Origin of the sequence: Mesorhizobium sp. C277A (assembly GCF_040324395.1) — a bacterium.
Classification (GTDB): domain Bacteria; phylum Pseudomonadota; class Alphaproteobacteria; order Rhizobiales; family Rhizobiaceae; genus Mesorhizobium.
The window spans coordinates 50,815-76,585 of record NZ_JAMYVW010000004.1 but is presented as its reverse complement, the minus strand read 5'-3'; the positions used below and the strand labels follow the sequence as shown (position 1 = coordinate 76,585).

General features: G+C 59.6%; 28 protein-coding genes and 1 pseudogene. 23 read left to right on the top strand and 6 right to left on the bottom strand.

All coding sequences use genetic code 11. From position 1 onward, the window contains the following. Positions 1 to 53 precede the first annotated feature (53 nt). The 7 genes from NKK52_RS29990 to NKK52_RS29960 all read left to right on the top strand — a co-directional run bounded on the left by NKK52_RS29990 (position 54) and on the right by NKK52_RS29960 (position 4,493). Positions 54 to 323 (top strand): cell division protein ZapA, encoded by a 270-nt coding sequence (locus NKK52_RS29990; protein WP_023685003.1) that lies wholly within the window; start codon positions 54 to 56, stop codon positions 321 to 323. Beyond that, entirely contained in the window at positions 304 to 840 is a 537-nt protein-coding gene (locus NKK52_RS29985) for a hypothetical protein (protein WP_031204285.1), read from the top strand. Before NKK52_RS29990 ends, NKK52_RS29985 begins: the two co-directional genes overlap by 20 nt. Beyond that, positions 841 to 1,506, top strand: coding sequence for a dCTP deaminase (locus tag NKK52_RS29980; protein WP_023685005.1), 666 nt, complete (start codon positions 841 to 843; stop codon positions 1,504 to 1,506). After that, positions 1,507 to 1,923: a hypothetical protein gene (locus NKK52_RS29975; RefSeq protein ID WP_023685006.1), complete on the top strand. Its 417-nt coding sequence runs from the start codon at positions 1,507 to 1,509 to the stop codon at positions 1,921 to 1,923. Between the two features lie 3 nt (positions 1,924 to 1,926). After that, a complete protein-coding gene (locus tag NKK52_RS29970) occupies positions 1,927 to 2,517 on the top strand; it encodes an Nmad2 family putative nucleotide modification protein (RefSeq protein ID WP_031204287.1) in 591 nt (196 codons plus the stop codon). 163 nt (positions 2,518 to 2,680) lie between these two features. Next, on the top strand, positions 2,681 to 3,829 hold the full coding sequence (locus NKK52_RS29965) for a nucleoside triphosphate pyrophosphohydrolase family protein (protein ID WP_023685008.1): 1,149 nt from the start codon (positions 2,681 to 2,683) through the stop codon (positions 3,827 to 3,829). A gap of 298 nt (positions 3,830 to 4,127) precedes the next feature. Beyond that, positions 4,128 to 4,493: a uracil-DNA glycosylase gene (locus tag NKK52_RS29960; RefSeq protein WP_352630750.1), complete on the top strand. Its 366-nt coding sequence runs from the start codon at positions 4,128 to 4,130 to the stop codon at positions 4,491 to 4,493. Positions 4,494 to 4,970: 477 nt separating this feature from the next. Here NKK52_RS29960 and NKK52_RS29955 read toward each other — a convergent pair. From NKK52_RS29955 to hemP, 6 genes and pseudogenes are all read right to left on the bottom strand, one after another. After that, positions 4,971 to 5,096 (bottom strand): annotated as a pseudogene (locus tag NKK52_RS29955) (ABC transporter permease); the annotation flags it as partial. Positions 5,097 to 5,339: 243 nt separating this feature from the next. Further along, complete coding sequence (locus NKK52_RS29950) at positions 5,340 to 5,954, bottom strand: nitrogen fixation protein NifQ (protein ID WP_023727122.1); 615 nt, start codon at positions 5,952 to 5,954, stop codon at positions 5,340 to 5,342. A 332-nt stretch (positions 5,955 to 6,286) separates the two neighbouring features. Further along, on the bottom strand, positions 6,287 to 6,478 hold the full coding sequence (locus NKK52_RS29945; RefSeq protein ID WP_081725572.1) for a ferredoxin: 192 nt from the start codon (positions 6,476 to 6,478) through the stop codon (positions 6,287 to 6,289). 40 nt (positions 6,479 to 6,518) lie between these two features. Further along, positions 6,519 to 7,736, bottom strand: a complete 1,218-nt coding sequence (locus tag NKK52_RS29940) for a cytochrome P450 (RefSeq protein WP_023727121.1) — start codon at positions 7,734 to 7,736, stop codon at positions 6,519 to 6,521. 844 nt (positions 7,737 to 8,580) lie between these two features. Continuing rightward, complete coding sequence (locus tag NKK52_RS29935; protein WP_023685011.1) at positions 8,581 to 9,672, bottom strand: hemin-degrading factor; 1,092 nt, start codon at positions 9,670 to 9,672, stop codon at positions 8,581 to 8,583. A gap of 30 nt (positions 9,673 to 9,702) precedes the next feature. Next, a complete protein-coding gene (gene hemP / locus NKK52_RS29930) occupies positions 9,703 to 9,807 on the bottom strand; it encodes a hemin uptake protein HemP (RefSeq protein ID WP_023685012.1) in 105 nt (34 codons plus the stop codon). 536 nt (positions 9,808 to 10,343) lie between these two features. Here hemP and NKK52_RS29925 point away from each other — a divergent pair. From NKK52_RS29925 to NKK52_RS29845, 16 genes are all read left to right on the top strand, one after another. After that, entirely contained in the window at positions 10,344 to 10,664 is a 321-nt protein-coding gene (locus NKK52_RS29925; RefSeq protein WP_023685013.1) for a HesB/IscA family protein, read from the top strand. Positions 10,665 to 10,719: 55 nt separating this feature from the next. Further along, positions 10,720 to 11,070, top strand: a complete 351-nt coding sequence (locus tag NKK52_RS29920) for a hypothetical protein (RefSeq protein ID WP_155921674.1) — start codon at positions 10,720 to 10,722, stop codon at positions 11,068 to 11,070. Between the two features lie 36 nt (positions 11,071 to 11,106). Beyond that, positions 11,107 to 12,273, top strand: coding sequence for a cysteine desulfurase NifS (nifS, locus tag NKK52_RS29915; RefSeq protein WP_023685015.1), 1,167 nt, complete (start codon positions 11,107 to 11,109; stop codon positions 12,271 to 12,273). A gap of 25 nt (positions 12,274 to 12,298) precedes the next feature. Next, on the top strand, positions 12,299 to 13,507 hold the full coding sequence (gene nifV / locus NKK52_RS29910; protein ID WP_033000479.1) for a homocitrate synthase: 1,209 nt from the start codon (positions 12,299 to 12,301) through the stop codon (positions 13,505 to 13,507). Next, positions 13,504 to 13,884 carry a nitrogenase stabilizing/protective protein NifW gene (gene nifW / locus NKK52_RS29905; RefSeq protein ID WP_031204291.1) on the top strand — a complete coding sequence of 127 codons (381 nt, stop codon included), beginning with the start codon at positions 13,504 to 13,506 and terminating at the stop codon, positions 13,882 to 13,884. Before nifV ends, nifW begins: the two co-directional genes overlap by 4 nt. Positions 13,885 to 14,070: 186 nt before the next feature. Continuing rightward, on the top strand, positions 14,071 to 14,922 hold the full coding sequence (locus tag NKK52_RS29900) for an electron transfer flavoprotein subunit beta/FixA family protein (RefSeq protein WP_023685018.1): 852 nt from the start codon (positions 14,071 to 14,073) through the stop codon (positions 14,920 to 14,922). Between the two features lie 17 nt (positions 14,923 to 14,939). Further along, entirely contained in the window at positions 14,940 to 16,049 is a 1,110-nt protein-coding gene (locus NKK52_RS29895) for an electron transfer flavoprotein subunit alpha/FixB family protein (RefSeq protein WP_023685019.1), read from the top strand. A gap of 10 nt (positions 16,050 to 16,059) precedes the next feature. Continuing rightward, on the top strand, positions 16,060 to 17,367 hold the full coding sequence (locus tag NKK52_RS29890; RefSeq protein WP_023712672.1) for an FAD-binding protein: 1,308 nt from the start codon (positions 16,060 to 16,062) through the stop codon (positions 17,365 to 17,367). 11 nt (positions 17,368 to 17,378) lie between these two features. After that, a complete protein-coding gene (locus NKK52_RS29885) occupies positions 17,379 to 17,678 on the top strand; it encodes a ferredoxin family protein (protein WP_023806340.1) in 300 nt (99 codons plus the stop codon). Positions 17,679 to 18,429: 751 nt separating this feature from the next. Then, positions 18,430 to 19,908, top strand: coding sequence for a nitrogenase cofactor biosynthesis protein NifB (gene nifB / locus NKK52_RS29875; protein WP_023694287.1), 1,479 nt, complete (start codon positions 18,430 to 18,432; stop codon positions 19,906 to 19,908). A gap of 31 nt (positions 19,909 to 19,939) precedes the next feature. Next, positions 19,940 to 20,134: a 4Fe-4S dicluster domain-containing protein gene (locus NKK52_RS29870; RefSeq protein WP_023672218.1), complete on the top strand. Its 195-nt coding sequence runs from the start codon at positions 19,940 to 19,942 to the stop codon at positions 20,132 to 20,134. 98 nt (positions 20,135 to 20,232) lie between these two features. Next, the gene (locus tag NKK52_RS29865) at positions 20,233 to 20,553 is read left to right on the top strand and encodes a nitrogen fixation protein NifZ (RefSeq protein ID WP_023672219.1); all 321 of its coding nucleotides are present in this window, start codon (positions 20,233 to 20,235) and stop codon (positions 20,551 to 20,553) included. Beyond that, entirely contained in the window at positions 20,550 to 20,762 is a 213-nt protein-coding gene (gene nifT / locus NKK52_RS29860) for a putative nitrogen fixation protein NifT (protein WP_023672220.1), read from the top strand. The genes NKK52_RS29865 and nifT overlap by 4 nt, the downstream gene beginning before the upstream one ends. Before the next feature lie 32 nt (positions 20,763 to 20,794). Further along, positions 20,795 to 21,688, top strand: a complete 894-nt coding sequence (locus tag NKK52_RS29855) for an SIR2 family NAD-dependent protein deacylase (RefSeq protein ID WP_023706365.1) — start codon at positions 20,795 to 20,797, stop codon at positions 21,686 to 21,688. Positions 21,689 to 21,773: 85 nt separating this feature from the next. Continuing rightward, positions 21,774 to 23,642 carry an ABC transporter ATP-binding protein gene (locus tag NKK52_RS29850; protein WP_023685023.1) on the top strand — a complete coding sequence of 623 codons (1,869 nt, stop codon included), beginning with the start codon at positions 21,774 to 21,776 and terminating at the stop codon, positions 23,640 to 23,642. Beyond that, entirely contained in the window at positions 23,642 to 25,534 is a 1,893-nt protein-coding gene (locus tag NKK52_RS29845; protein WP_023685024.1) for an ABC transporter ATP-binding protein, read from the top strand. Before NKK52_RS29850 ends, NKK52_RS29845 begins: the two co-directional genes overlap by 1 nt. Positions 25,535 to 25,771 lie beyond the last annotated feature (237 nt).

The window sequence follows — 25,771 nt, the reverse complement described above, 5'->3', positions numbered from 1 at the left end:
TCTGCGCCCGTGGACGAAATCTGCGAGCGCTGCAATAAAAAAGGATTGATTCTATGAGCGACGCAAAGCTCCCGGCCTTTGAGGGTATCGGACAGATCGAAGTCGACTTTCTCGGCCAACGCATCGTTATCGGATGTATCGAGGGAGAAGAAGAAAAGGCTCGTCGGCTTGCCAAGCGCTTTGAAAATGACGCTGGCGAAGTGACTAAAGCGGTCTCCGCGAAAATCGAGCCGATCCAGGCCATGCTGATGGCTGGCATCCTGGCATATGAGCAACTTGAGCAGGCGGAGGCGGGCTTCAACGATGGCGCCGATCACAGATAAGAATCGACAAGCAAGCCCGAAGGAACCCCGCATTTCCATGCGGACGCGACAGCGAGCACAGCATGAGCACGATTTGCACAATCATTTCGATATATTGTCGATGTCGCGCCTGGATCGGCTGAAGCATTACGGTTTGCATTTCGCGAAATACTCGGGACGGTTTGCTCGGGGTGATGCCGAAGTCAAAACCAGAAGGGAAACACTTGTCGACGCGTTTCTAGTTGCGCTGAGCGCTGCAAATGCCCTGAACCAAGCGTTGCCGGACGTAGGAACAGGAGGATTGATCGGGGACGCGATCTCAGACCTCGACTTTACCGACCACGCTGGTCGTTTCGCCGACGCATGCGAGAAGATTGATCATCTCGAGGAATTCCGTGCGATCGCCCTTGCCGCAAACGCCGCGCTTTCAGAGTGGATCGTGTGCAGCGCGAAAGCGGCTGGCTTTGATCTCGACGCTCTCGTAGACGATCGTCGACGACAGCTTGCCCGCAGGCAGGTTTACGCACAGGAGACGTAGATGTTTCTATCGGGTGACCTCATCGCTGAACATGGCGGCGGCTGGATTGCGCCATTCGACCCGCAGCGGGTCGATTGCGCGGCCTATACTCTGCGGATCGGTGACGAGGCTTTCATCAGCCCCGAAGGTCGAGACACCCGCAAGCCGGGCCTGGTTGAACGCTTAGAGTACAAGGCGCCTATCGTGATACCGCCTGGGCAGTTCGCCTATTTGACCACGCGAGAGTTCGTAACACTCCCGCACGACATCCTCGGCTTCATCAACATGAAGAGTACGCTTAAAAATAGCGGTCTTGTGAATGTAAGCGGATTTCACGTCGATCCGGGCTACAAGGGAAAGCTTCTGTTCGCTATTTTCAACGCGGGGCCGCAGACAGTGACGGTGCGGTGCGACCAAGACGCCTTCCTGATCTGGTTTGCGCGTCTCGATGGCGCGACGGAACAATATGCCCGGAAAAAACCCGGATTTCGCGGGATCGACACGACTCTGATGGGGTTACTCCCGACCGAGACCGCATCGCTCAACTCGATCAACAAAAGGATGGATCAAATCGAGCGACGCATTTCCTACGCACTCGGTATACTGACACTTGCTGGCGGTGTCGCGGTTGCTGCGGTATCCGGCGTCATTGCGAGCATAGCCTTTAAAGCCTTAGGAGGATCGTGAATGGCAGACGCTTACGTTTTCAACGAACACCTCAATAACGACGACCGCGCAAAAATCGAGGCGATCCTGCAAGCGGCAGGATACAATCCACGATACGATGTTCCGTACGCTGTTTCCTCGATCGACCCGCACACTGACATCGGCGTCATCGGGCTTCCGGCCGCCCCAGAAGACGGCGGTACCATTGATGCCCGGACGATGGCGTTTGCCGGCGCCGGCATTCGGGTCGTGGCAATTTGGTTGCACGCGGACGAGGATGGTCCAGGCGTTGTCCCCGAATCGATCGGAAAATACGCCACCACAGTTGACAGCGACTCCAAAGTCTTGACTCCGACGCTTAAGGGCGAGACGGATGTCTGGGAACAGCCAGGCGGGGAGCAAAGGTCAAAACCTAGCATCAAACGCAATAAGTGCTGAGCCGTGACCCGAATCTACTCCTACGTCGTCGAACATGACCTTGGCTTTGCGCCGAACCCCTTCTGGGGCGTATGTACGCTAGCAAATTGCAAGCCGATGATTCGCAAATTTGCGAGCGCAGGCGACCTCATAATCGGAACAGGCTCGACGGACCTGCAGGCTAGTGACCGCCTGGTCTACTGGATGCGAATATCGGACGTCACCTCCTTCGACGGCTATTGGTCAGATCCGCGCTTCGCGCGCAAAAAGCCAAACATGAACGGCAACATGATGCATCGCTATGGCGACAACATCTACCACACCGGGAACGACGGCACATTCCAGCAGATCGACTCTTTCCATAGCGAAGACGATGGCAGTCTGAGTGTCAGAAACAGGGAACGCGATACCGGTAAGACGGAAAAGGTCATGCTTGCGGCCGACTTCGCTTATTTCGGGAAATCGGCTCCAATCATCCCGGAGCACGTGCGTTTTCTGATCAAAAAAGGGCCATACCACAAATGCCGATTTTCCGACGGACAGCGAGCCGCTATAGAGGGTTGGCTGGAGACGTTGCCCGAGCGCGGGTATGTCGATGAGCCTGGGCATTGGTGACGCTGAAGCGTTTGGCGCCTTCAGCGCAACTGCGGTTCTCTGATCAACCGAGCGTACCGCCCCGAACTGCCTGTTACCGACAAGCAACAGCCCGCCGAAGTTCCGCCTCTGTGATTCCTTACGCTGCGATCATCTGGCAATCTGGTCTGGCGGGGGATTCGCGATGGATGGATCAACTCTATCACTAAACGAATATCAAGATTTAGCGGTCAAGACGGATCGAACAGGCCTGAAATCCAGAAATTTGAGCCTGCCAATCCTCGGACTGTTTGGTGAGACCGGCAGTCTCCTTAGCGAGGTGAAAAAGAAGCAGCGAGACTCCAAGGCCTACGACTCGTACGAAAGCGGTGTCATCGAGGAGTTCGGTGATGCGCTTTGGTATCTCGCGGTTATTGCAGCCCATGCCAATATCCGGCTAGCTGATATTGCAGAGGAATTCGAATCCGGCTCCACCGAGGCGCTTCGCTTCGTCAATCTGCAACCGCAACAGACGCTCAACCTTGCAGCGCCCACGACGGAATTCGCACGAACGCTTCTGAAATTGGCTAATTCGGTAGGCAATCTTACCAATAGCGACGGTGAAGCCCTATCATACTTTGACCCAACCGCTTTTGCACAAAAGCTTAAGATCATTTTCCGCAATTTGGTGCACGCGGCCAACGAGGCAGGCGTGACCTTGGGAGACGCGGCGGTTCACAATCTGCGGAAGGCGCAGGATCGCTGGCCGACGGACCGCATTCCGCCTCCGCTGTTTGATCTGGAATTCCCCTCTGAGGAGCAGCTGCCTCGAAAGCTCGCGATTGAGCTTTTCGAGCGCAATTCTGGCTCCAAACAATACGTCTACCAGCGTTGCAACGGCGTCAATATCGGGGACCGCCTGACCGATAATAGTGTCGTGGAAGACTTCTATCGCTTTCACGACGCTTTTCACTATGCCTATGCAGCCGTCCTCGGTTGGTCGCCGGTAACTCGGGCTCTATTGAAGCTCAAACGAAAGAGCAAGACCAAAGTCGATGACGGCGAGGACGGTGCCCGCGCGATTATTCTCGAAGAAGGTGTTGCGGCCTACGTTTTCGCGAGAGCCAAGGAACATCAGTTCTTCGAGGGACGCGATGAGGTTGATTTCAACCTGCTGAAGACCGTGAGGAGTTTCGTCCAAGGTTTTGAAGCGGAGCAGTGCCCGCTCTGGCTTTGGGAAGAAGCGATCCTGAAAGGAAACGCCGCCTATCGCTTTTTGCGCCAGTATCGACGTGGGCGCCTCATCCTTGATCTAGACAAACGTGATATGATGGTGGAGGAGCTTGCGCCATGAAACCAGCTGACTTTGTCGAAGAACTCGCGTCCTACCATTTTGCCAACGCGTTCAATCCCTACGCCGACGCGTGCCCAGAGTGTGACGCCAAAGATGCGCCAGCCGTCCGCCGTCGAAACCTGCAAGCCGTCTTAAATGCAGCAATCGAGAGGGGGGTTCAGTCCTTCTGGATTGCTCGAGATCTTGGCTATCGGGGTGGCCGCCGAACGGGCCTGGCATTAACTGACGAAGCGCATCTTGATTGGCACGCAGAACTTCTCGGTACCGAACCACTTATGAGAGCGACCAAAGGCCCCCCGTGGCCGAACGCACCGCTACCGTTGTGTGGCAGATGCTGCGTTCAATCGAACAACCGATCTTTCTCTGGAACGTCTTTCCGTTTCATCCGCATGGCCCCAATGAGCCGATGACAAATCGGTGTCATACCCGTAGCGAGCGACTGGCGTGCAAGCCCATTTTGGAAGCGCTGATCGACACCTTACGGCCGAAACATCTTGTTGCCATTGGACGCGATGCCCAAGCAGCTTTGGCGGAGCTCGGCCTTGAGGCAACTGCGGTTCGTCACCCTAGCTATGGGGGGCAGAGTGAGTTTATAGGCCGCCTTGAGGAATTCTACTGCGTCCGCTCTAAGCCCGCTCGGGAAGCCCAGTTACATCTGCTCTAATCTAACCGTTTCGATCTCTCTACAGGGTGGGGCGCTTGCTTGTCTTCGGCATGGCTCTGCGATGCACCGGCATCTTCCTGCGCCGCATGCCCGCTGAGGAGCCTGCGTCTTCAAGCGCCTTACTGTTCGATAGATCCGAGCGTCTCCGTGCTGGGGCCGAAACAGGTGCGGCGGCATCACGTGGGTGTAGAACGCGCCTGGCGCAGGGCTCGCTGGCGTTTCTTTTGCCGTCCGCTTGTAAGACCTGGAAATAGCCTGCCAAGTATTCAGTGTAGGGCGCATAGCTGCCAGCACGACACGTAGAGTCAAACGCCTTCGTGCTGACGTGAACGACCTGCGAAGTCGCGAGCGTTAGAAATTCGAAACCTCCTGAACCTATCCTAAGTCCGAATCCAGTAACCTAATTTGTCCAACAAGCACACGCAATTCGGGTTGAGGGCGGGATCCAGAAAATTCGAAAATTTTCCAGGGACCCCACCGCGCGCCCTGCCGAACCTGGCCGAGAATTATGGCGGAGCCGGCAGCAACGAAATTGATGGCGACGCCGGAGACAATCCGGCCGCCCCAATGGGTGATCGAGGCGAAACTGTGCACCAGCGCGAACAATGACGGGGTGAACCGCCGCAACCGCCAGGCAGGCGAGGAGCAACGACCCGGAGAACAGCAGTTGCTCGGCGGCGATGGTGCGGGTCGGGTCCTGCACGGCCATGATGACAGCGCCCGCCGAAGCGAGCATCGCGAGCAATCGGACAGCAGGCAAAGCATTCAATCCTCGAAGGCGTCCGCCATCGACAAGAGATTGGCGCGGCGCGAGCGCTGGCGCTGTACCATTGATGAAAGCGGCTCTCAATCCGAGGCGACGCCGTTCTTGATCCGTGTGAGGCGGCTTTCGCCTTCCTCCGGGCCGAAGCAGCTTTCGAAATCATTGCAGTCCCGGCAACTGGGGGAGCTGCACAGCGAAAAGCCTTCGGCCTCGCAGAGCTTTCGGTAAAAGTATTTTTTCCATTTCATGTTTTGGGTGTTGCCGGCCGCCAGCGTCGGAAAATGCGAGGCGAGCAGGCGGCCGAGGTCGCTTCGACTAAAAAGGCCAAGGTCTTGCCAGAGGTGGTCATTGCGCATGGCACGCCGGGCGATGATCTTGGCGAAGCGGGCGCTTGCCTTGTCGTCGGGCCGGGCATGCGCCAGCAGCAGTCCGCGCAGAAGTTCTTCTTCCAGATCCGGCTCAGGCTCGCTCCCCTCTTCCAAGGCAAACGCGTTGATAGGAAAAGCAGGGAAACAGCGGGACAGGACATCGCGCAACTCGGCGCGCGAAAGTCCGGTTGCCTCCGTCGCCGTCGCCTCGCCGGCCTCGATCTCCTCGAGCGCACGTGAAAGCACACAGGCAAGCACATGCTGGTCGAACCTTCTCTCCAGCTGCGGCCATTGGCCGGTGCTGAGCCGGGCATAATGTTGGGCAAATATGGCGCGTTCTCCTGGTTTCGCCCTATCAAATCATGCAGAGACCCGGCCTGCCGCAACATGGGTCGGGCAGTTCTTCGGTACGGCACTCCGGGTCGCCTCGCGTCGAGTAGTTCGGCAATTCTCGTCTGGTCCATCGGCTCTGGCGCAAATTCTGTGATTCGAAGAGGTTCGCGAACCCCGGCCCTGCCGTTTGCGCCTCACGGGGAACACTGGCGCCGGAATTTGCCCCGCAGAGTTGGACGTGAACCGTGCGGGACAGAGGTCGCGTGCTGAGTGCGGCCACATGGTTCAAGCCGCCAGACTCACGGTTGAATGCCGTCTCATCCAGAGCGTCAGCGAGTGAGTTCCAGCGCACGTTCAGGACAGGATCGCGCGCCTCGTGATGCAGGCAGTTCCTCCCCTTCCGCAACTTCAATGTCACCAGGCAGGATGTAACCGTCATTATCGAGTTTAAAGATGTCCGGCGCTTGCGCCGCGCATCGCGCGTGGCCCTGGCATTTGGCCTTTTGGACGATGATGCGCATGGCGCTGCCTCCATTGTCTGTGCCTGGGCTCGGGGCGGGCCTAAGACCAGTCCAGGATCAAATTTTCGATCCCGAACACATGGCCGCCAGAAGTTATCGGCGCCGTACCCTGCTTGATCCTGAAAGCCGGGATGCGCGCCAGCCACTCCTCCAGGCCAATGACAATCTCGCGCCGGGCAAGGTGTGAGCCAAGGCAACGGTGGGGACCATAGCCAAACGCTGCGTGGCGGTTGTCCTCCCGCTCCAAATCAATCGTGTTGGGGCATTCGAATTCCGCCGGGTCACGATTGGCAATCATCGTGGCGCAGGAAACATAGTCCCCCTTCCGGATCGGCGCGCCTTCGAAGTCGATATCTTTCGTGGCCACGCGGATCAACTGAATGGGCGGATAGGCCCGCAGCAATTCTTCGGTTGCGAGCGGGATGCGGTCCGGTTCGCTCCGCAGCAATTGCTGATCTTTGAGGTTGCGTGCGAGGTACGCCAAGTCAAAGCCTATAGCTGCTGCGACCGTGTCGAGCCCAGCGACGAAGACAAGCACGCCGATGCCGCGGACTTGGGTGTCAGTCAGCCGGCGGCCCTCGACCTGTGCCTGCACTATAAAGGTCATGAAATCGTCAACCGCCTCATCGCGGCGCATGGCTGCAAGTTCGTCGATGAATGCCACGATCGTCCGGGCAGCCACAGGTCGTTCCTTATCGTCGCCGTGGAGCAGATCTTTCCCCCAGCCGACGAATGTATCGAGTCGGTCATCAGGCAACCCCAGAAAGCGAAGAAAGGTGCTCACCGCGAAAGGAAAGGCAAAATCCTTCATCACGTCGCAGCTTGTGCGCGACGCGGCGATCCTTTCGATCAGCTCGACCGCCCGTTCGCGGACAGCCGGTTCCAAAGCCAACACCCGCTTTGGCGAAAGCAGCGGATTAAGCAGTGAGCGAAAGACGCCATGGGCCGGTGGATCGAGCTCAAGCGGGATCGTCGGCCAGTTCTCACCCAGTATGGAGGAGAAGATGCTGCGATGGCTGGAAAAAGTCTCTGCGTCCTGCAGCACCTTCCGCTGGTCCGCGGCACGGGTGATGACCCAGGTACCCCGGCCATCTTGCGTGTTGTAGCGGGAGTAAAAGATCGGAGGCCCGTCATGTACGCAAGCGACAGCTGCGTGTGGATCCCCGTTGGGTGTTGGTGGCATCCCTGGCGATGTAAACAGGCTGAAGTCCCTCACCATTTCGGGCGGGACATGATCTGGAACGGGGTTGGTCGCCATTTTGTTTTCTCTACATTGGCGTTCATGGCTCAATTGAGATTGCACCGCTGTTCATAAAGTCGATTTCCAGCATGGGCACGTCTCTTGTCGGGCGCCTTCTAGATTCTGTCGCCTGATACAGCCCACCTGCACCAGCGCGGACGAGATGGGTTGCGAAGTCGATCAGAGGGGCATCTCCGCCGCGCTCCGGTCATGAAGCAAAACGGCCGCTTCCCCGTTAGGGTTGAGAGACTGGTCAATCACCTCTGCCCTGCTGATCAAATTGTCGAAGCAAGTCGCGTGCCGGATAGGGTAGCCATGGCGGTGCACCAAGCAATGCCAGCCTGCGCTGGGTCTGCCGCTGATGATCACCTGTCCATCATTCTTATGACAACGTCCGACAACCGACATCCGTGGTCGGTTTTGTCGAGCCCGCGACATCGGGCTGTTCGGCTTGGCTGTTGCTGCACAGCCTGCCGGTCGACGAGCGAGTAGATCGCTCGCACGGCCCGGATTGAGCAATGACGCGATCCAGCGCAAGGATCGGGTGCGGTCCGAGAAGACCCGACGGCGCTTGCGCGAGACGATCGGAAATATCAAAAAGGTCAAGCCGCGCTTCGGTTCGGCGCTGATGGCGTATGCGTTTTATCGCTCGCAGGCGCTGCAAGGCTTTTCCGGCAGACGGCGATGCACTCGTGCGCACCGGTGCCGACGGGCGACCAGCTTGACTGTATAGATGCGGTCCATTCCGGCGTGCATCACCTGACCATGCGCATGCGCTACGACGGCATCCTTTCCGCTCATGGACCTAGATTTGCTCGCGAGCCGCTGTCGGAACGTGGTGCTGAGTCCTATCGCGGCCAATTCAATCCGAGGACCTGTCGGCAGTCAACACACCCCTGGAGGTCGGACCGGGAACGCGTGGCAGACTCTCGGCCAGAAACCGCCAGTCGCTGCCCTCGCGTTCGCCTTCCTTGCGCGTGCCGAAGAACTGGATGATCATCTTGCCGTCCGCGCCATAGGCTTCAATGGACGTAACGTGACCATCCCTCGTCGGCTTGCGCACGGCCCAGACCTCGCGGATGCGATGGGTCCTAAGATGCAGATGGAAGGTCTCTTCGAGCACATTGATCCGCGGCCCGATCTGCTTGACCGACCTGATCGGGCCGGAATGGATCTGAATGCAACCACGATTGCCGACAAAGCACATGATCGGCATCTCGTCTTCGGCCGCCTGTTGGAACAGGGCGCCAATGGCATCATTGTCGAGTAGCCAGGCGTCATCCTCGTCGGCCATACGCATCGCCTGGCAGCGGCTGAGCTTCAGTGTCTTCAACATATGGTAGAACTGATGCACGTCGCTTAGCCGGCCCCAGTGCTCGCGTAGGTCGTCGACCGTGGTGGCGTGGTCTGGACTCACTGCGTTATCGCGCGCGCCGCTCGCCTCGAGCGATATGATCGGCTCCTGGTCGGGGGATACAAGCTCTGCCGTCAGATCCTGATAGGCCTGCAGGTTCGAGGCGGGCGTGAGATGAGCTTTGTGCATCGCCTCGCCGGTGGCATCAAAGAATTGCAGGTTGCGGCGGATCTCGGCCCCCTCGCGCTTCTCGACGGCGAAGCCATACGCCCACGCTTTCGGGAAGATGCGCAGGTCGATCTCGTCGCCGAGCAGTATGGCATGCTGGTTGCCGGTGACCACTTTGCCGTAGACGCCAATCTTTTGGTGCACGGCACTTTCGTTGCTGGTGACCGCCATCACCTCGCCGACCGCTTCGAGGCCGGTCAGCAGATCATCGACGCGCGGCTCGATGCGCACCGCGCCGTGACCACAATGCGCCGCGACCAACTCGGCTTCCGAAATGCCCAATCGAGCGGCGAGATCATGCTCCCGGATCTTCGGATTGTCTTTGCACGCCCGCCGGATTTCGTCGGGCGACGGTTTCTCGCGTTGGTCCATGCTTACCCCTGTTTCTACGACGTGTGAGGATCATCTGCCCTGCCCGGGAATCTTCAGCCGATAAGGCGCGCCGAAATGCTCGATCCTGATCTGCTGCTGGCCCATGAACAAGGTGTCGCTGGACAGCGTGCGCACGGCGTCGCACCGATGCGAAAACCGGCGAGCAGCCACATGCCGATGGCATCCCATCGAGCCGGTCGGCGGCTACTGGGCGGTGGTGAGCCAGTATGGATGTTGTCGCAATCGGCCAAGCGGGCATTCGGATGCCACGAGCGGCGCTGCTTTGCCAACAACGCGTATCTGACCACGGTCCTGACATGTTACTCCCTTGCTTCGCCCCATCCATCGCGATGGCACCCACGGCATGGTTGTGGATCGGCATGCTCTTGCCGTCTCGCCAAACGGAGCTTCAAAAACCGTGCCAATTGCGCCGAGGCAAGCTCAGAAGAAGTTCTGTCCTTGGTGATGTGAGTTCACCCAAGAACTCAGGCCAACATCCCTCGTGCCGGTCCCGACAAACCCGACAGCACGTGTCGGTTGGCCGACACCTTATCAGCAATCAAGAGTTACCAGTGCGAGAGATGCCGCGCTGTGTTGAAACGTTTTTTGGCTTTGGCACGGTGCATGCAACGTGATGGGCAAGCAGGTCGCGGACTGAGGAGAATGGAGCCATGATTACGCTCACCGACAACGCTGTTGCCGCCTTCAAGACTGCTCTTTGCCGTGCCAGCGAGCCGGCGGACGGCTTTCGCATTATGGTCGAGGCCGGCGGCTGCGCAGGCTTCAAATACTTAATGGGCCTGGAGAGCGTGTCGCGCGAGGGCGACGCGATCACTGACACAGATGGGGTCAAGCTGTTCGTGGACGCGGGCTCCCAACCCCATGTAGCCGGCATGACCGTCGACTTCCTCACCGGGCTCCAATCTTCCGGTTTTGTCTTCGATAACCCCAATGCGCGCGAAAAGTGCGGCTGCGGCAAGTCCTTCAGTTAAACGCCCGAAGCGCCTGTGCGGCCGACAGAGTGATTTTGCGGCAGAGGAGACTTATATGGCCGGCACAACAGATGTCCCCGTCCTAAAAAACAAGACAAGGTCAAAGCCGATCTCGGGACCGCCATTCGCTCCCAGTAGGATTCAAAGAACGTCGCCTCCCGAAGCAGCTCGGTTCCTGGTGGCACCCGAGCTGCTTGCGGACAAATCGCGCCGCTGCGCCAAATTCGGCTCATCGGTAGCGTTATCGCGTTCGGGCGTCCTTACCTGCGGGCTGACCTACGGCCACTGCGAACATGTCCATATCGACGGAGATCCGGTTTACGTCAAACACTCCGGGCGCCTGCGCGCGCTGCCAGTTCAAATGATCATCAACGGCATGCGCCAGAGGCTCAACGAGTCGGTCTAGCGCTCGCGTCATTCTGTTTAACTGAGGATCGCACCTATGAAGCCTGTCTACCTCGACAACAACGCAACCACACGGGTCGATCCTGAGGTCGTGCAAGCGATGTTGCCGTTCTTTAGGGATCAATTCGGCAACCCTTCGTCGGCACACGCTCTTGGCGCCTCAGTCAGTGCGGCGGTGAGAAAGGCGCGGAGGCAGTTGCAAGCTCTGATCGGCGCGGAGTTCGAGGATGAGATCACTTTCACCTCGGGTGGGACAGAAAGCGACAATGCAGCGCTTCTTTCAGCGCTCGAGGCGGCGCCCAACCGAACCGAGATCGTGACGTCCGCGGTCGAGCATCCCGCCGTGCTGACGCTCTGCGCGCATCTTGAGAAGACCCGCCGCCTCAAGGTGCACAGGATCCCGGTGGATTGCCGTGGTCGGCTCGATCTCGACGCCTATATGGCCGCCCTCACCCCACAGGTTGCAATCGTGTCAATAATGTGGGCGAACAACGAGACTGGTGTGATCTTCCCCGTGGCAAGGCTTTCCGAGTTGGCCAAGGAAGTGGGCGCCCTATTCCATACCGATGCTGTGCAGGCGGTCGGCAAGCTTCCGATGGACCTGAAGTCGACCGCAATCGACATGCTGTCGCTCTCCGGCCACAAGCTGCACGGGCCGAAAGGGATCGGTGCGCTTTTCGTAAAACGTGGCGTCGATTTCCATTCGCTGATCAAGGGGGGTCACCAAGAGCACAACCGGCGTGCTGGAACCGAGAATACGCCCGGCATAGCCGGGCTCGGCACGGCGGCCGAACTCGCCTTGAAATTCATGGACGACGAGACCACACGGGTAAAGTCGCTCCGCGATCGCCTGGAGGGCGGGATCCTCCAGCGCATCCCAAGCACCTGTGTCACTGGTGATCCCTTGCAACGGTTGCCCAACACCGCAAACATCTCCTTCGAACATGTCGAAAGTGATGGAATTCCACTTCTCCTCAGCCGCATTGGCATCGCGTGTTCCTCTGGCTCGGCCTGCACCTCCGGCTCTCTGGAACCAAGCCATGTCCTAAGCGCGATGAAAACGCCACACGCGGCAGTCCGCTTCTCCTTGGCGCGGGACAACAGCGAAGAGGACATCGACCGGGTGCTCGAGGTCATGCCGGGAATCGTGGGGAAGCTGCGCAGCTTTTCCGGTTCTGGGCCGGGTAGTCCGGTCTATGCGTGAGCCGCAGAAGAACAGGCTGCCTGTCATGACCGGTCATGTCTCCCTCAACGATACGACCTTGCGCGATGGCGAGCAGGCGCCGGGCGTCGCCTTCACCACGACGGAAAAGCTGGAGATCGCTGAGTCTCTTGCGGCGGCTGGCGTGACAGAGATCGAGATCGGCACGCCGGTCATGGGCGTCGACGAGATGGAAACAATTCGCGCCGTGGTAGCGCGGCGTCTTCCGGTTCGGCTCATGGCCTGGTGCCGGATGACGTCGTTGGATCTCGATGCAGCGATCGAGAGCGGCGTCCAAGCGGTCAATTTGTCGCTGCCTGCGTCGGACATCCAACTTGCCGCCAAGCTCGGCCTCGACAAGGCGGGAGCGCTCCAGGTCATCGATCATATGGTCAGGCGCGCCGCCGATGCCGGCTTCTTCGTCGCGGTGGGCTGCGACGATGCCTCGCGGGCCAATCGGGATCATCTCGCCCGCGTCATCGAGACGGCCGCACGCGCCGGCGCAAGCCGCGTGAGGCTGGCCGACACAGTCGGTGTTCTCGACCCGTTTTCGACCTTCGAACTTGTCGCCCAGCTCGTGGTGCAGTCTCCAATCGACCTTGAATTTCATGCGCACAACGATCTCGGACTTGCTGGCGCCAACACGCTGGCGGCGATCCGCGCAGGCGCGCGCCATGCCTCCGTCACCGTCCTGGGGCTCGGCGAGCGTGCGGGCAATGCCGCGCTGGAGGAGGTGGCCGCCGCAATGGCAGTCTTCGACGGCGCAGACACCGGCATTGAGCTGACCGCATTGCCCGGCCTCGCCGCCCAGGTGGCTTGGGCCGCCCGCCGGCAGACCGCAGCCACTAAGCCGGTCGTCGGCGCCGATGTATTCACCCACGAATCCGGCATTCACGTCGCAGGGGTGCTGAAGGACTCGCGTACTTATCAGGGGCTCGATCCGACTCTCGTGGGCCGCTGCCGGCGGATCGTCATCGGCAAGCATTCCGGCGCCACTGCGATTGCCCATGTGCTGAGCGAAAGCGGTCGCGATCTCGACCCGGATCTGGCAGCCGCGATGGTGGCCCGCGTCCGACGCGAGGCGGCCGAGACCAAATCGACCGTCACTGCAACTCGACTGGTCGAGCTCTACGATGGAATGTGCAGCGAGGCATCCCTCATCGAGCTGTGCGGGTCCAAGTCAGCCGTGCGCGAGCGCACAGAGGCCACAGTTTTGCGACCAGGAAGAATGCAATGAATTGTTCCGCTGACAGCCGCCCCATGGATGTCACCGACATCCTCGCACGACTGAAGCGCTTGTCGGCTGCAGAGGAATTCTTCTCAGTCCTAGGCGTCGCCTATGACCCGAAGGTACTGAATGTCTCGCGGCTCCATATCATGAAGCGTGTGGGCCAATACCTCGCCGAAGAAGATTTCTCCGGTCTGCCCGGCCAGGTGATTGCCGCGAGGGTGCGCGCGACGCTCGAACGAGCTTACGAGGACTTTGCGATTTCCTCGCCGCTCACGCATCGGATTTTCAAGGTGCTCAAGGACCACGATCCGAACAAACCTGCCGCGCCGGGTCACACCTTTGTTCCGTTCGACTCGGTACTGAAGCGGTTCGGACGGGAATGATCGGCGACAAGGGTGCGACGCGACAATGTCGAGCAGCCGCCAAATGCGGTCATCACCACAGCGCCGTCAGAAGCAACCAGCCGAAGTTGTAGGGAAGGGGGGAGCGCAAGAGACTTGGCACGAATAATGCGGACAAAGGAGATAACCGCAATGCCGGACCCGGACAGGAGCCTAGAGAAACCGCCAATGCACATCGTAATCTGCATCAAGCAGGTGCCGGACTCGGCACAGATAAGGGTCCATCCGGTCACGAACACGATCATGCGCCAGGGTGTTCCGACCATCATCAACCCTTACGACCTGTTCGCCCTCGAAGAAGCGCTCAGACTGCGCGACGCACATGGCGGCGAAGTCACTGTGCTCACCATGGGTCCGCCCATGGCAGAGGACGCGCTGCGCAAGGCGCTCGGTTACGGCGCCGACCGAGCGGTGCTCTTGACCGACCGCTATTTTGCCGGCTCTGACACGCTGGCAACCTCGTTCGCCCTTTCCCAGGCAATCGCGAAGATTGGCGAGACGTTCGGCACGCCAGACCTCGTCTTCACCGGCAAGCAGACGATCGATGGCGACACCGCCCAGGTCGGGCCCGGCATCGCCAAGCGCCTCGGACTCCTGCAACTGACCTATGTCGCGAAGATCCCTTCTGTCGACCTTGCTGCAGGCGAGATCAAGGTCGAGCGCCGTTCCGAAGGCGGCACACAGATGCTGAAGAGCAGGCTCCCTTGCCTCATCACCATGCTGGAAGGCACAAACGAGATCCGCCGGGGCTCGATCCAGGACGCCTTGTGCGCCGCGCGCAGCCAGGTCTTGAAATGGAGCGCGGCCGACGCCGGCATTGAGGATCTCACCAAATGCGGCCTGCGCGGTTCACCGACGGTCGTCAAACGTGTTTTCGCCCCTCCTGCTCGAGCTGAAAAGGCGGCACAAATCGACACCGCCGAGAAGGCCTTGCGCGATGTCGCTGACGAACTCATCACCGCAATCTTCACCCGCCAGCCGGCGCTGGAACATGAGCTCGCCTTTAACGGCGGCGCGTGACGGCAAGGAGCAAAACGATGTCGACCGCGAACGGAGAAACCCCTCGCCCTGCCGCCGGCCGCGCCGGCATAAAGAAGGAATTGCCCGCCCATTTCAAGGACTATCGGCACGTTTGGGTTTTCATCGAGCTCGAACGTGGCGAGGTCCATCCGGTATCATTCGAACTGCTCGGCGAAGGCCGCAACTTAGCAGACAAGCTTCAGGTCCAGCTTGCAGGCGTCGTGCTTGGACCGCCGGGAGAGGCCGTCGGGAACGCCGTTGCCGAAGCATTCGCGTATGGCGCTGACCTTGTCTACATCGCCGAGGCGCCCCTGCTCGCCGACTATCGGAATGAACCTTTCACCAAGGCGCTGACGGATCTGGTCGATACCCACAAACCCGAAATCCTTCTTCTCGGTGCCACCACACTGGGCAGGGATCTTGCCGGCTCCGTGGCGACGACCTTGCAGACGGGGCTCACGGCCGACTGCACCGAACTCGATGTGGATACCGACAGTTCGCTCGCCGCCACGCGTCCGACTTTCGGCGGTTCCTTGTTGTGCACGATCTATACGCTCAATTTCCGCCCGCAGATGGCGACCGTGCGGCCGAGGGTCATGCCCATGCCGCAGCGGACGGATAAACCGGTCGGGCGTGTCATCCGGCACAAGCTTTCGCTTGCCGAGGACGAGATCGCTACCAAAGTCCTCGGCTTCCTGCCGGACAATCAGTCGGCGAAGGCAAACCTTGCCTATGCCGACGTCGTGGTTGCGGGAGGCCTTGGTCTTGGCGCGGCGGAGAACCTGCAGCTTGTGAAGAACCTCGCACGAGCAATCGGCGCCGAGCACGGCTGTTCGCGTCCGTTGGTCCAGAAGAGCTGGATGCCAGCTGATCGGCAGATCGGCCAAACTGGCAAGACGATCCGGCCGAAGCTTTACATAGCGGCCGGGATTTCCGGCGCCGTCCAGCATCGGGTTGGCGTGGAGGGGGCGGATCTCATCGTGGCCATCAACACCGACCCGAACGCGCCGATTTTCGATTTCGCTCACCTCGGAATCGTCACCGACGCGATCCGCTTCCTGCCCGCACTGACGGAAGCCTTCACCCGGCGGCTGTCGCCCCACAGTCGCGATAAGCTTTCGAGCTAAGGGGATGGACATGATCGAGGAAAACTTCGACGCCATTGTTGTTGGGGCAGGCATGTCCGGAAACGCAGCTGCTTACACCATGGCCAGCCATGGCCTGAAGGTGCTGCAGTTGGAGCGGGGTGAATATCCGGGCTCCAAGAATGTCCAGGGTGCCATCATGTACGCGAACATGCTGGAGAAGATCATCCCGGATTTCCGGGATGATGCGCCTCTCGAGCGGCATTTGGTTGAACAGCGGCTTTGGGTGATGGACGACACATCCCATACAGGGATTCACTATAGGTCGGACGACTTCAATGAGGCGAAGCCCAACCGGTACACGATCATCCGTGCCCAGTTCGATAAATGGTTTTCGCGTAAGGTGCGCGCGGCCGGCGCGACCGTTCTGTGCGAGACGACCGTGACGGAACTCATCCGTGATGCCAATGACAGGGTGATCGGCGTCCGCACAGACCGGGCGGGCGGAGCCATCTACGCGGACGTGGTCGTTCTCGCAGAAGGTGTCTGCGGACTGCTTGGCACTCGAGCCGGCCTGCGCGAGATGCCAAAGCCGCAAACCGTGGCCCTCGCCGTCAAGGAAATGCATTTCTTGCCCGAAGAGGTCATTGAGCAGCGGTTCGGCGTAAAGGGCGATGAGGGCTGCGTGATCGAGGCGGTGGGCACGACCTCCCGCAGCATGGCCGGGCTCGGCTTCCTCTATACCAACAAGGAGTCCATCTCACTGGGCATTGGCTGCCTCGTCTCCGATTTTGCCGCGATGGTCGAGAGCCCCTACGTTCTCCTTGATGCCTTGAAGAGCCATCCTTCGATCCGGCCGCTGATCGCCGGCTCGGAAGTGAAAGAATATTCCGCACACCTCATTCCCGAAGGCGGCTACAAGGCTATTCCGCAGCTCTTTGGCGATGGTTGGGTCGTGGTCGGCGATGCCGCGCAACTGAACAACGCCATTCACCGCGAGGGTTCGAACCTCGCCATGACCTCCGGCCGCATTGCGGCTGAGGCAATCGTCGAGGTCAAGAGCCGCAACGGTCCGATGAACAAACGGAATCTCGCCCTTTACAAAGCCATGCTGGACAAGTCCTTCGTGGTCAAGGACCTGAGGAAATACAAAGACATGCCGGCCTTGCTCCACACCAATTCATGCAATTATTTCACGACTTATCCGCGGTTGATGTCGCAAGCTGCGCAGAACTTCATGCGTGTCGACGGCACGCCGAAGATCGAGAAGGAAAAGGCGACCACGGCGGCCTTCATCAAGGCGCGCTCGCGCTGGGGGCTGGTCAGCGACGCGGTCCGCCTTGCATTGGCGTGGCGCTGAGGGGAGACGAAATGACCAGCGCAGCGACGAAGTCACGTGTCGAGGACAAGCTTTACCAGAACCGCTACTTGGTGGATTCCGGCCGCCCGCACATCAAAGTGCGACCGCACCAGAAGCCGAGCGCGAATTTGCTCGCGCTGACCCACGTCTGCCCGGCGAAATGTTATGAGTTGAACGACAAGGGTCAAGTGGAGATCACTGCCGACGGCTGCATGGAGTGCGGCACCTGCCGGATTTTGTGCGGGACGACTGGTGAGATCGAGTGGAACTATCCACGCGGCGGTTTCGGAATCCTCTTTAAATTCGGATGACCGGCGCACGCATGCCCTAAGCAGATACCGCGCTCAGGGACTCTACGATATGTGAAGGTGCTGACCGCGCCAAGCGAGCTGGAGATACGCTCGCCATACGCTGGGCAATTGCCGTGAACGTCCTGCCCACGTTTCTGCAGACGGGTGATGGAGAAGTCGTCGTCTGGACGCTGAAGGAGAGCCGGAGATTGCCGCCACTGCCGGCAACACCCACGCACCTCAATCAGGCACTCGCCGCCTCATACCACAGGCTGTACCAGATCGAGCGGATTGCGGCTGCCGGCCAGTCGCATCGGCGCCTCCGCAGCAAGGTATCTCCCCTTACGGCCGCCTTACGGCCGGGGTCCGAACCATGCCGCTTGTCGCCCGCATCTGACGGCACGCAACCGGCTGATCGACGCGATTGACTAGGCCGGTTGGGTTCTTCCAGGGCGGCTCGTATCCTCGGCCTCACGCCATGGCAAATCGGCTACGCCCTGGGCCGGCATGGTATCAAGGTGAAGAAATTCCAGACGTCGCGATGACGTCAAGCGTAAGCAGCCCGGAGTGGTCTCGCTCACACTCTGCGCGCCCGAGGCTGCTAGCCTCGCGACCCTATTTGCTTGTCCACTGTCGTAAGCCCGACAAAGGTGTGTCGGAGCAATCCGAAGGAATCTGACACGAGAAGCCTATTCGTGAACCGAAACAGCTCTTTGAGCTGGCATAGCTCTTGCGCTTTGAACTGCGACATCACGCAGCAACGGAGCCGTTCATGTCTGCACCGGCAATTTCGCTTGAGAGCCTCAGCACGACATTCGGTGACCAGTTGCTTGGCACCATGAAACCCGGTGGCTGCGCGTCTTCGTCCTGCGGCTCGTCGACAAAGCCCGACGACACGGATCCGGCTGTCTGGGAGAAGATCAAGGATCACCCCTGCTTTTCAGAAGAGGCGCATCACTATTTCGCGCGTATGCACGTCGCGGTCGCGCCGGGCTGCAACATCCAGTGCAACTACTGCAATCGCAAATATGACTGCGCCAACGAAAGCCGGCCTGGGGTGGCCTCTGAAAAGCTGACGCCCGATCAGGCGCTACGCAAGGTGATCGCGGTCGCCAATGAGGTGCCGCAGCTTTCCGTGCTCGGCATCGCCGGACCGGGCGACGCCTGCTACGACTGGAAGAAGACGAAGGCGACCTTCGCCAGGGTCGCCAGGGAAATTCCAGACATCAAGTTTTGCATATCCACGAATGGGCTGGCGCTGCCCGACCATGTCGATGAGCTTGCTGACATGAATGTCGATCACGTGACGATCACGATCAACATGGTCGACCCTGAGGTCGGTGCAAAGATCTATCCTTGGATCTTTCACGATCATCGCCGCTACGTCGGCATTGAAGCCACCCGGATCCTGCACCAGCGGCAGATGTTGGGCCTCGAGATGCTGACCGCGCGGGGCATCCTCACCAAAATCAACTCGGTGGTGATCCCGGGCGTGAATGATGAGCATCTGATCGAGGTGAATAGATGGATTAAGGAGCGAGGCGCGTTCCTGCACAACCTTATGCCGCTGATTTCGGACCCGGCCCACGGCACGCACTACGGTCTGAGCGGGCAGCGCGGCCCAAACGCAATGGAGATGAAGGCTCTTCAGGATCGTGTCGAAAACGGCGCCCAGTTGATGCGCCACTGCCGGCAGTGCCGGGCAGATGCCGTGGGCCTGCTCGGAGAAGATCGTGGCCAGGAATTCACAGTCGACCGGATTCCCGGCGAGGTCACCTACGATGCCAGCAAACGCAAGGCCTATCGGGAGCTGGTCGCGGAGGAGCGCCGTGATCACGTCGAGGCTAGGAGAGAAGCGATCGGATTGGTCAAGGCAGCGAGCCCCGGCAAGTCCCTTCTCTTCGCGGTGGCCACCAAGGGCGGCGGCCGCGTCAATGAGCATTTCGGCCATGCGAAGGAATTCCAGGTTTATCAAGCCTCGCTGAAAGGGATCAGCTTCGTCGGGCATCGGAAGGTGGACAAGTATTGCCTTGGCGGCTGGGGCGCAGAAGCCGCCCTCGATGGCGTCATCGCAGCGCTTCAAGGCATAGATATCGTGCTGTGCGCCAAGATTGGAAATTGCCCGCAGGATCAGCTCGCGGAGGCTGGAATCAGAGCCACCGACGCCTGTGCCCATGACTATATCGAGACAGCAATCAGCGCGACTTACATCGCCGCATCTGGGACCCCCACACTCGCGGCGACGGCCTGAGCTGTCTCATTCATTCGGACCAGGAGTTAAAATGGCTTTCAAGATCATCGCATCCCAATGCACCCAATGCGGCGCCTGCGAATTCGAATGTCCTTCCGGCGCGATCAAGTTCAAAGGCGAGAGCTACGTGATCGAGTCACAGAAGTGCACCGAATGCGAGGGGGTCTTCGATGCGCAGCAATGTGCCTCGGTATGTCCGGTGCCGAAGACCTGCGTTCCTGCGTAACGGACATTGGACTGCCGACATGGTTGGGGGCTGCCTACGCAGGACGCCTGGAACGCCTTGTTCGCAATCTCAGCCGCAAGAGAAATCAGGGAACGGACATGTCGCTCGGACGCGAAGAGGAGATCGAAATCCGCAGGCCTCCACGATTCATGCCGGGAGAGCGGGTACGTGCCACTCGCCACATAAAGAATGACGGCACCTATCCTGGCAGGGAGATCGGCGAAAATCTCGTGCGGAAGGGGGACGAGGGATATGTGCGCGACATTGGCACCTTTCTCCAGCAGTTCTTCATCTATGCGGTCGAGTGGATCGACCGTGGCACCGTAGTCGGTATGCGAGCGCGTGAACTGATGAGCCTCGACGAGGCCGAGGCGCCCTGCAGTGCTGAAAGCAATACCAATGAAGGGACGGCCAGATGAAAGTCATGATCCGCAGGACCGATGCTGGTTTGTCAGCGTATGTCCCCAAAAAGGACCTCGAAGAGCCGATCATCAAACTCGAGAAGGAAGAGTTGTGGGGCGGAACGGTCACGCTCAGGAACGGGTGGCGGCTCCTCCTACCCGATCTCCCACATGATACGCGTCTGCCGATCACCGTCGAGGCAAGGAAGATTTCCGAAGAGGGCTGATGCTGCCCCTAGGTGCGTCGCGAGGAAACGAGATGAACACGATCCTGACATCGGGCCACCTCGTCATTGTGCGGGACAGTTTTGCTGAAAAGCTGCTTGACCTGGCGAAGGAAGCGCTCGCCGCCGATGAGGTGATCCCCTATCTCGGTCCGGGTCTTCTTGAGTTGAACTGTGTGGAACCGCCTGTGCCGCATACCCCGGAGGTTGTTGCCGCGGCACTCAATGCACGGGCTCCAGCCCCTTCCAGGATCCGCACCAATATGTGGTCGGTTGCACAGTTCATCGAACAGCGCCGGCATCGCCGGACGCTTCAAGCTTGGATGACCGACATATTCGCAGCGCCGGTGGGGCCGACCCCCTTCCACGCCTGGCTCGCAAGGCTGCCACTCTCCCTCATCATCGACAGCTGGTATGACAGCGCGATGCGCACGGCTCTGGTAGAGACCGGTCGAACGGACGTCCTTGAGATACAAGGCGTCACGCGCGCGAATGAAATCGGCAACATTTGGACGAAAACCTACGATTTGTCCGGGAGGGAGCTCGACCCCCGATTGGGGGCCAAGACGGTTCTCTATTCACCTCACGGGAGTATTACGCCCGCGCAAAACTTTCTCGTCGCAGATTCCGACTACGTCGAAGTCCTGTCCGAAATTGATATCCAGACACCGATCCCAGACGCTGTGAAGGAACGGCGCATCACCCGTGGATTTTTCTTCGTTGGCTGCCGCTTCAACGATCAGATGCTGCGCACCTACGCCAGACAGATCATGAAGCGCTCCCGCGGTCCCTATTGCACCGTAATGGACGCGGAAACCCTGACCAGAAACGAAGCGCGTTTTCTTGCGGCAAGCGGAATCACGGTGATCGACATGCCACTAAGTCAAGCGGCGGCTCGGCTTGTGGGAACGGGCACGGCTGCAGGTTGAGGACGGGATTAACAATGGCGGATGCCTTTGATGATGTCTGCTTCGGCTTTCCTCGAAGGCGCAAAATGCAGTCGGGAATACACCCGTGAACAGTGAAGCTGTCAGCGGCGCAACGAACGCACTGAATTCGTTGGCCCATGTTGAAGCGGCGCGCTGGGGCCGGGATTTGAGTACGCTGTTGCGCATCACGCGTATGAATCTGCGCCATCCGTGGCAGGTCGCCCTCGCTATGGGCTCGACGATCATGGCGGCAATCCTCCAGTTGCTCATTCCCCAGCTTCTCGGCCGGGCTGTCGACCAGACCCAGACAGCTATCGGGGGCGGTGTCGCGGGGGCTGCGGCAGGACAAGCGCTCTGGGCCCCGGCTCTCCTGCTGCTCGCCGTCAGCGCGCTACGCGGCGTTTTCACGATGGCGCAGAACTATTTTGCCGAAGCCGTCGGGCATCATGTCGCGTACGAATTGCGGCTCGCCTACTACGACAAGATCCAGCGTCTCAGCTTTTCCTTTCACGACCGGGTCCATTCAGGCGATCTGATAACCGCCGGAATGCTCGATCTCGAAGGCGTGCGGATGTATTTTTCCACCGGGCTCATGCGGGTGCTCCTGCTGACGATGCTGATCGGGATTGGCGCTTACATGATGATCTCGACCGATCCGATGCTCGGCTTGGCCGCGCTCAGCTTCGTGCCTTTTGTCGCTTGGCGCTCATCGACCACACAGCTTAGGCTGCGCGCCACCTGGCTCGACCTCTATGAGCGCCTTTCGGTACTAAGCCGCGTGATGAAGGAAAATCTCGCAGGTATCCGTGTGGTCCGCGCTTTTGCGGCTCAATCCTATGAGATGCTGAAGTTCGACGGCGCTTCCAAGAACGCGCTCGACCTCGCCAACGATCTCGTTGACATCTACGTACCCAACACGTCGGCGATGACCTTGTCCTACTTTTTCGCAATGGGATTGGTGCTTGGGATCGGTGGCAACAAGCTCGTCGCTGGCGAGATCAGCGTCGGAACCATGGCGACCTTCCTGACCTTCATGACCATGCTGCAAATGCCAGTCCGCCAGATCGGTCTCATGGTCAATGCGTTTGCCCGCGCTTCTAGCTGCGGTTCGCGGCTTTTCGGTCTCCTCGATCAGGAGATCACCATCAGGGATGCTCTCGAGGCCAGACCGCTTGAGATAAGTGACGGCACTCTGCGCTTCCACAATGTCTCATTTGCCTACCCCAACGCCGAAAACCGCGCCATTCTGAAGAACCTCAGCTTTGAGGCCCGGAGAGGCGAGACGATCGCTATCGTCGGTCCGCCGGGTTCCGGCAAATCGACGATGGCTCATCTGGTCCCCCGCTTTTACGACGTGACCGGTGGCGCCATCACGTTGGACGGCCAGGACATACGCAATGTCACCCTCGAGAGCCTTCGCAAGGCGGTCGCGGTTGTACAGCAGGATGCGTTCCTATTCACAACAACGATCGAGAACAACATCGCTTATGGCGATCCCTGGGCGAAGAGACAGCGAATTGAACGCGCTGGAGAATTCGCCCAGCTCCACGACTACATCCTCGGGCTCCCGGCAGGGTATGAGACGGTCGTGGGCGAACGCGGCGTTTCTCTCTCTGGCGGCCAGCGCCAGCGTCTCACGATTGCTCGCACCATGATGCTGCGCCCCTCCGTCATCATTTTCGACGACTCGATGGCCGCGATCGATGCCGGCACCGAGCTGCGCATTCGCGCGGCGATGCGGCGCTTCGCAAAGGATCGGGTGACGATCATCATCGCGCACCGGCTGAGTGCGCTTAAGCATGCCGATCAAATCCTTTTTGTCGATAAAGGCGAAACCGTAGAACGCGGCACGCATGAAGAGCTTCTGGCGAAGCGGGGACGCTACAGGGCCCTTTACGATCTCCAGACGCGCCCGGGTGATAGCATTATTAGCCAGGATGGGGGCGCCCGCTGATGGACCAGGGCCGCGGCGAACTCGAAGCCGAACGTGACGATGGGAGACGCCCTCCGCGCGCGGTCGTCGGCTCGCACCGGATCGAGGAGGAGATGTTCGGCCGGGCTTTCGACAAGAGCATCCTCCGTCGCATCTGGGGCTTCGTCCATCCCTACCGGGCAAAGGTAGTTGTCACGATTGTCGCGATGCTGATCTTCACCGGGACGCAGCTTCTCATCCCCTTGATCATCCGCTACGCGATCGACCTCGGCATGAACCCGGCAAGGCCCGATCGCTCAGCCCAGCTTGCGGCCGTCGGCGCGTTCCTTTCGGCGATTTTGGTCAATTTCGCCGCCGGCTACATGCAGGAAGCCTTGGATGGGAAAATGGCCGAAACTGTCCTGTTCGACATCCGCCGCGCCATGTTTGGCCATCTGCAAAAGGTTTCGCTCTCTTTCATGGACAAGACTGAGGTCGGACGCCTGATGTCGCGCCTGCAAGGCGACGTTAACTCCATACAGGAGTTCCTGGAAACCTCGGTATATTCCCTAGGCGATGTTGCGCTTCTCTTCGGCATCGTTTTCGTAATGCTGTGGCTCGACTTTCGCCTCGGCCTCCTGACGCTATCGGTTCTGCCAATCCTGGTGATCGTCCGCATTGTCTGGTTGCCGCGGGCCCGCGACGCCTTCATGGCTGCACACGAAACCAATTCCGTCGTCAATGGCGCGCTGGCCGAAGCCATTCACGGCGTGCGGACCATACAGTCAATGGACCGCCAGCAGGTGAATTTCAGTCTTTTTGACGATCGGGCCCATGCCAACCTCAGGACCCACCTGATCGCTGCCAGATATGCACTGGTCATGGTGCCCATCGTCGATGGCATCACCGGCCTCGCCTTGGCCGCCGTTATTGTGGTCGGCGGCTCGATGGTCATGAATAGCCGTATAGATGTGGGCGTGTTGGTAGCCTACCTATTTTACATCCAGCGCTTCTTTGACCCGATCCGCTCACTCACCCTGCAATATTCGGTCATGCAGCGCGCCATGGCCTCAGGCAAGCGCCTGACCGATGTGCTCGACGTCAAGATCGATGTTAAGGACAAACCCAATGCCGAAGTGCTTTCGCCCGAAATGGACGGCTCGGTCGAGTTTAGGGACGTCACCTTCGGCTACGATCCGAACCGTTCGGTTCTGAAAAATGTCTCGTTCAAGGTCAATCCGGGCGAGACGGTCGCACTAGTCGGACCGAGCGGTTCTGGCAAATCGAGTGCGATGGCCCTGGTCCACCGCTTCTATGATGTTCAGCAGGGTCAGGTGCTGGTCGGCGGACATGATGTACGCGACCTCACCCAGGAATCGCTCGGCCGCCAGGTCGCCATGGTGCTGCAGGAGCCATTCCTGTTCACCGGGACGGTCTTCGAGAACATTCGATACCAGAAGACGGAAGCCACGCGCGACAAGGTGATCGAGGCGGCCAAGGCTGTCGGCGCGCATGACTTCGTCATGAGCCTCGCCGACGGGTATGAGACCCAACTTGGCGAACGCGGCGACAACTTATCTCTCGGCCAGCGCCAGCTTATCAGTTTCGCCCGCGCCCTCGTCGCTGACGCCAAGATCCTCGTGCTCGACGAAGCTACCGCCAATATCGACAGCTACACGGAATTGCAGATTCAGAAGGCTCTGATCAAGCTGCTTGAAGGGCGGACTGGCCTCGTCATCGCCCACCGTCTCGCCACGGTCCGGGGGGCCGACCGCATCATCGTGCTTCAGAATGGCCAAGTTATTGCGACTGGCAACCACGATGAGTTAATAGCCATGGGCGGCCTGTATTCCAAACTCTACTATCTCAACTACGCCTCCTTCGACGACCTTCCCGAACACGATACCACCGTCCAAGCTGGCTCTCAGACCTGACATCTTGGCGGCCTTGTGGTAGTGGCGTTGACTTTCGGGCGTGTCGGCAGACCACTCAGGCCACCGCATCCGGCCAGCAGCCAGCATTCAAGAACGAGCACTCCTCGCAATTCCTGAAGACCGGCTGCGAACGATTTCCTCCAGCATCGTATCCGACCGCGGTGCACCACCATCATCGGGCGAGCTCGCTGGAGGTGTTGGCTGGGCGTCGCAAAGCCGCTCGCGAGCGCGCCCTCA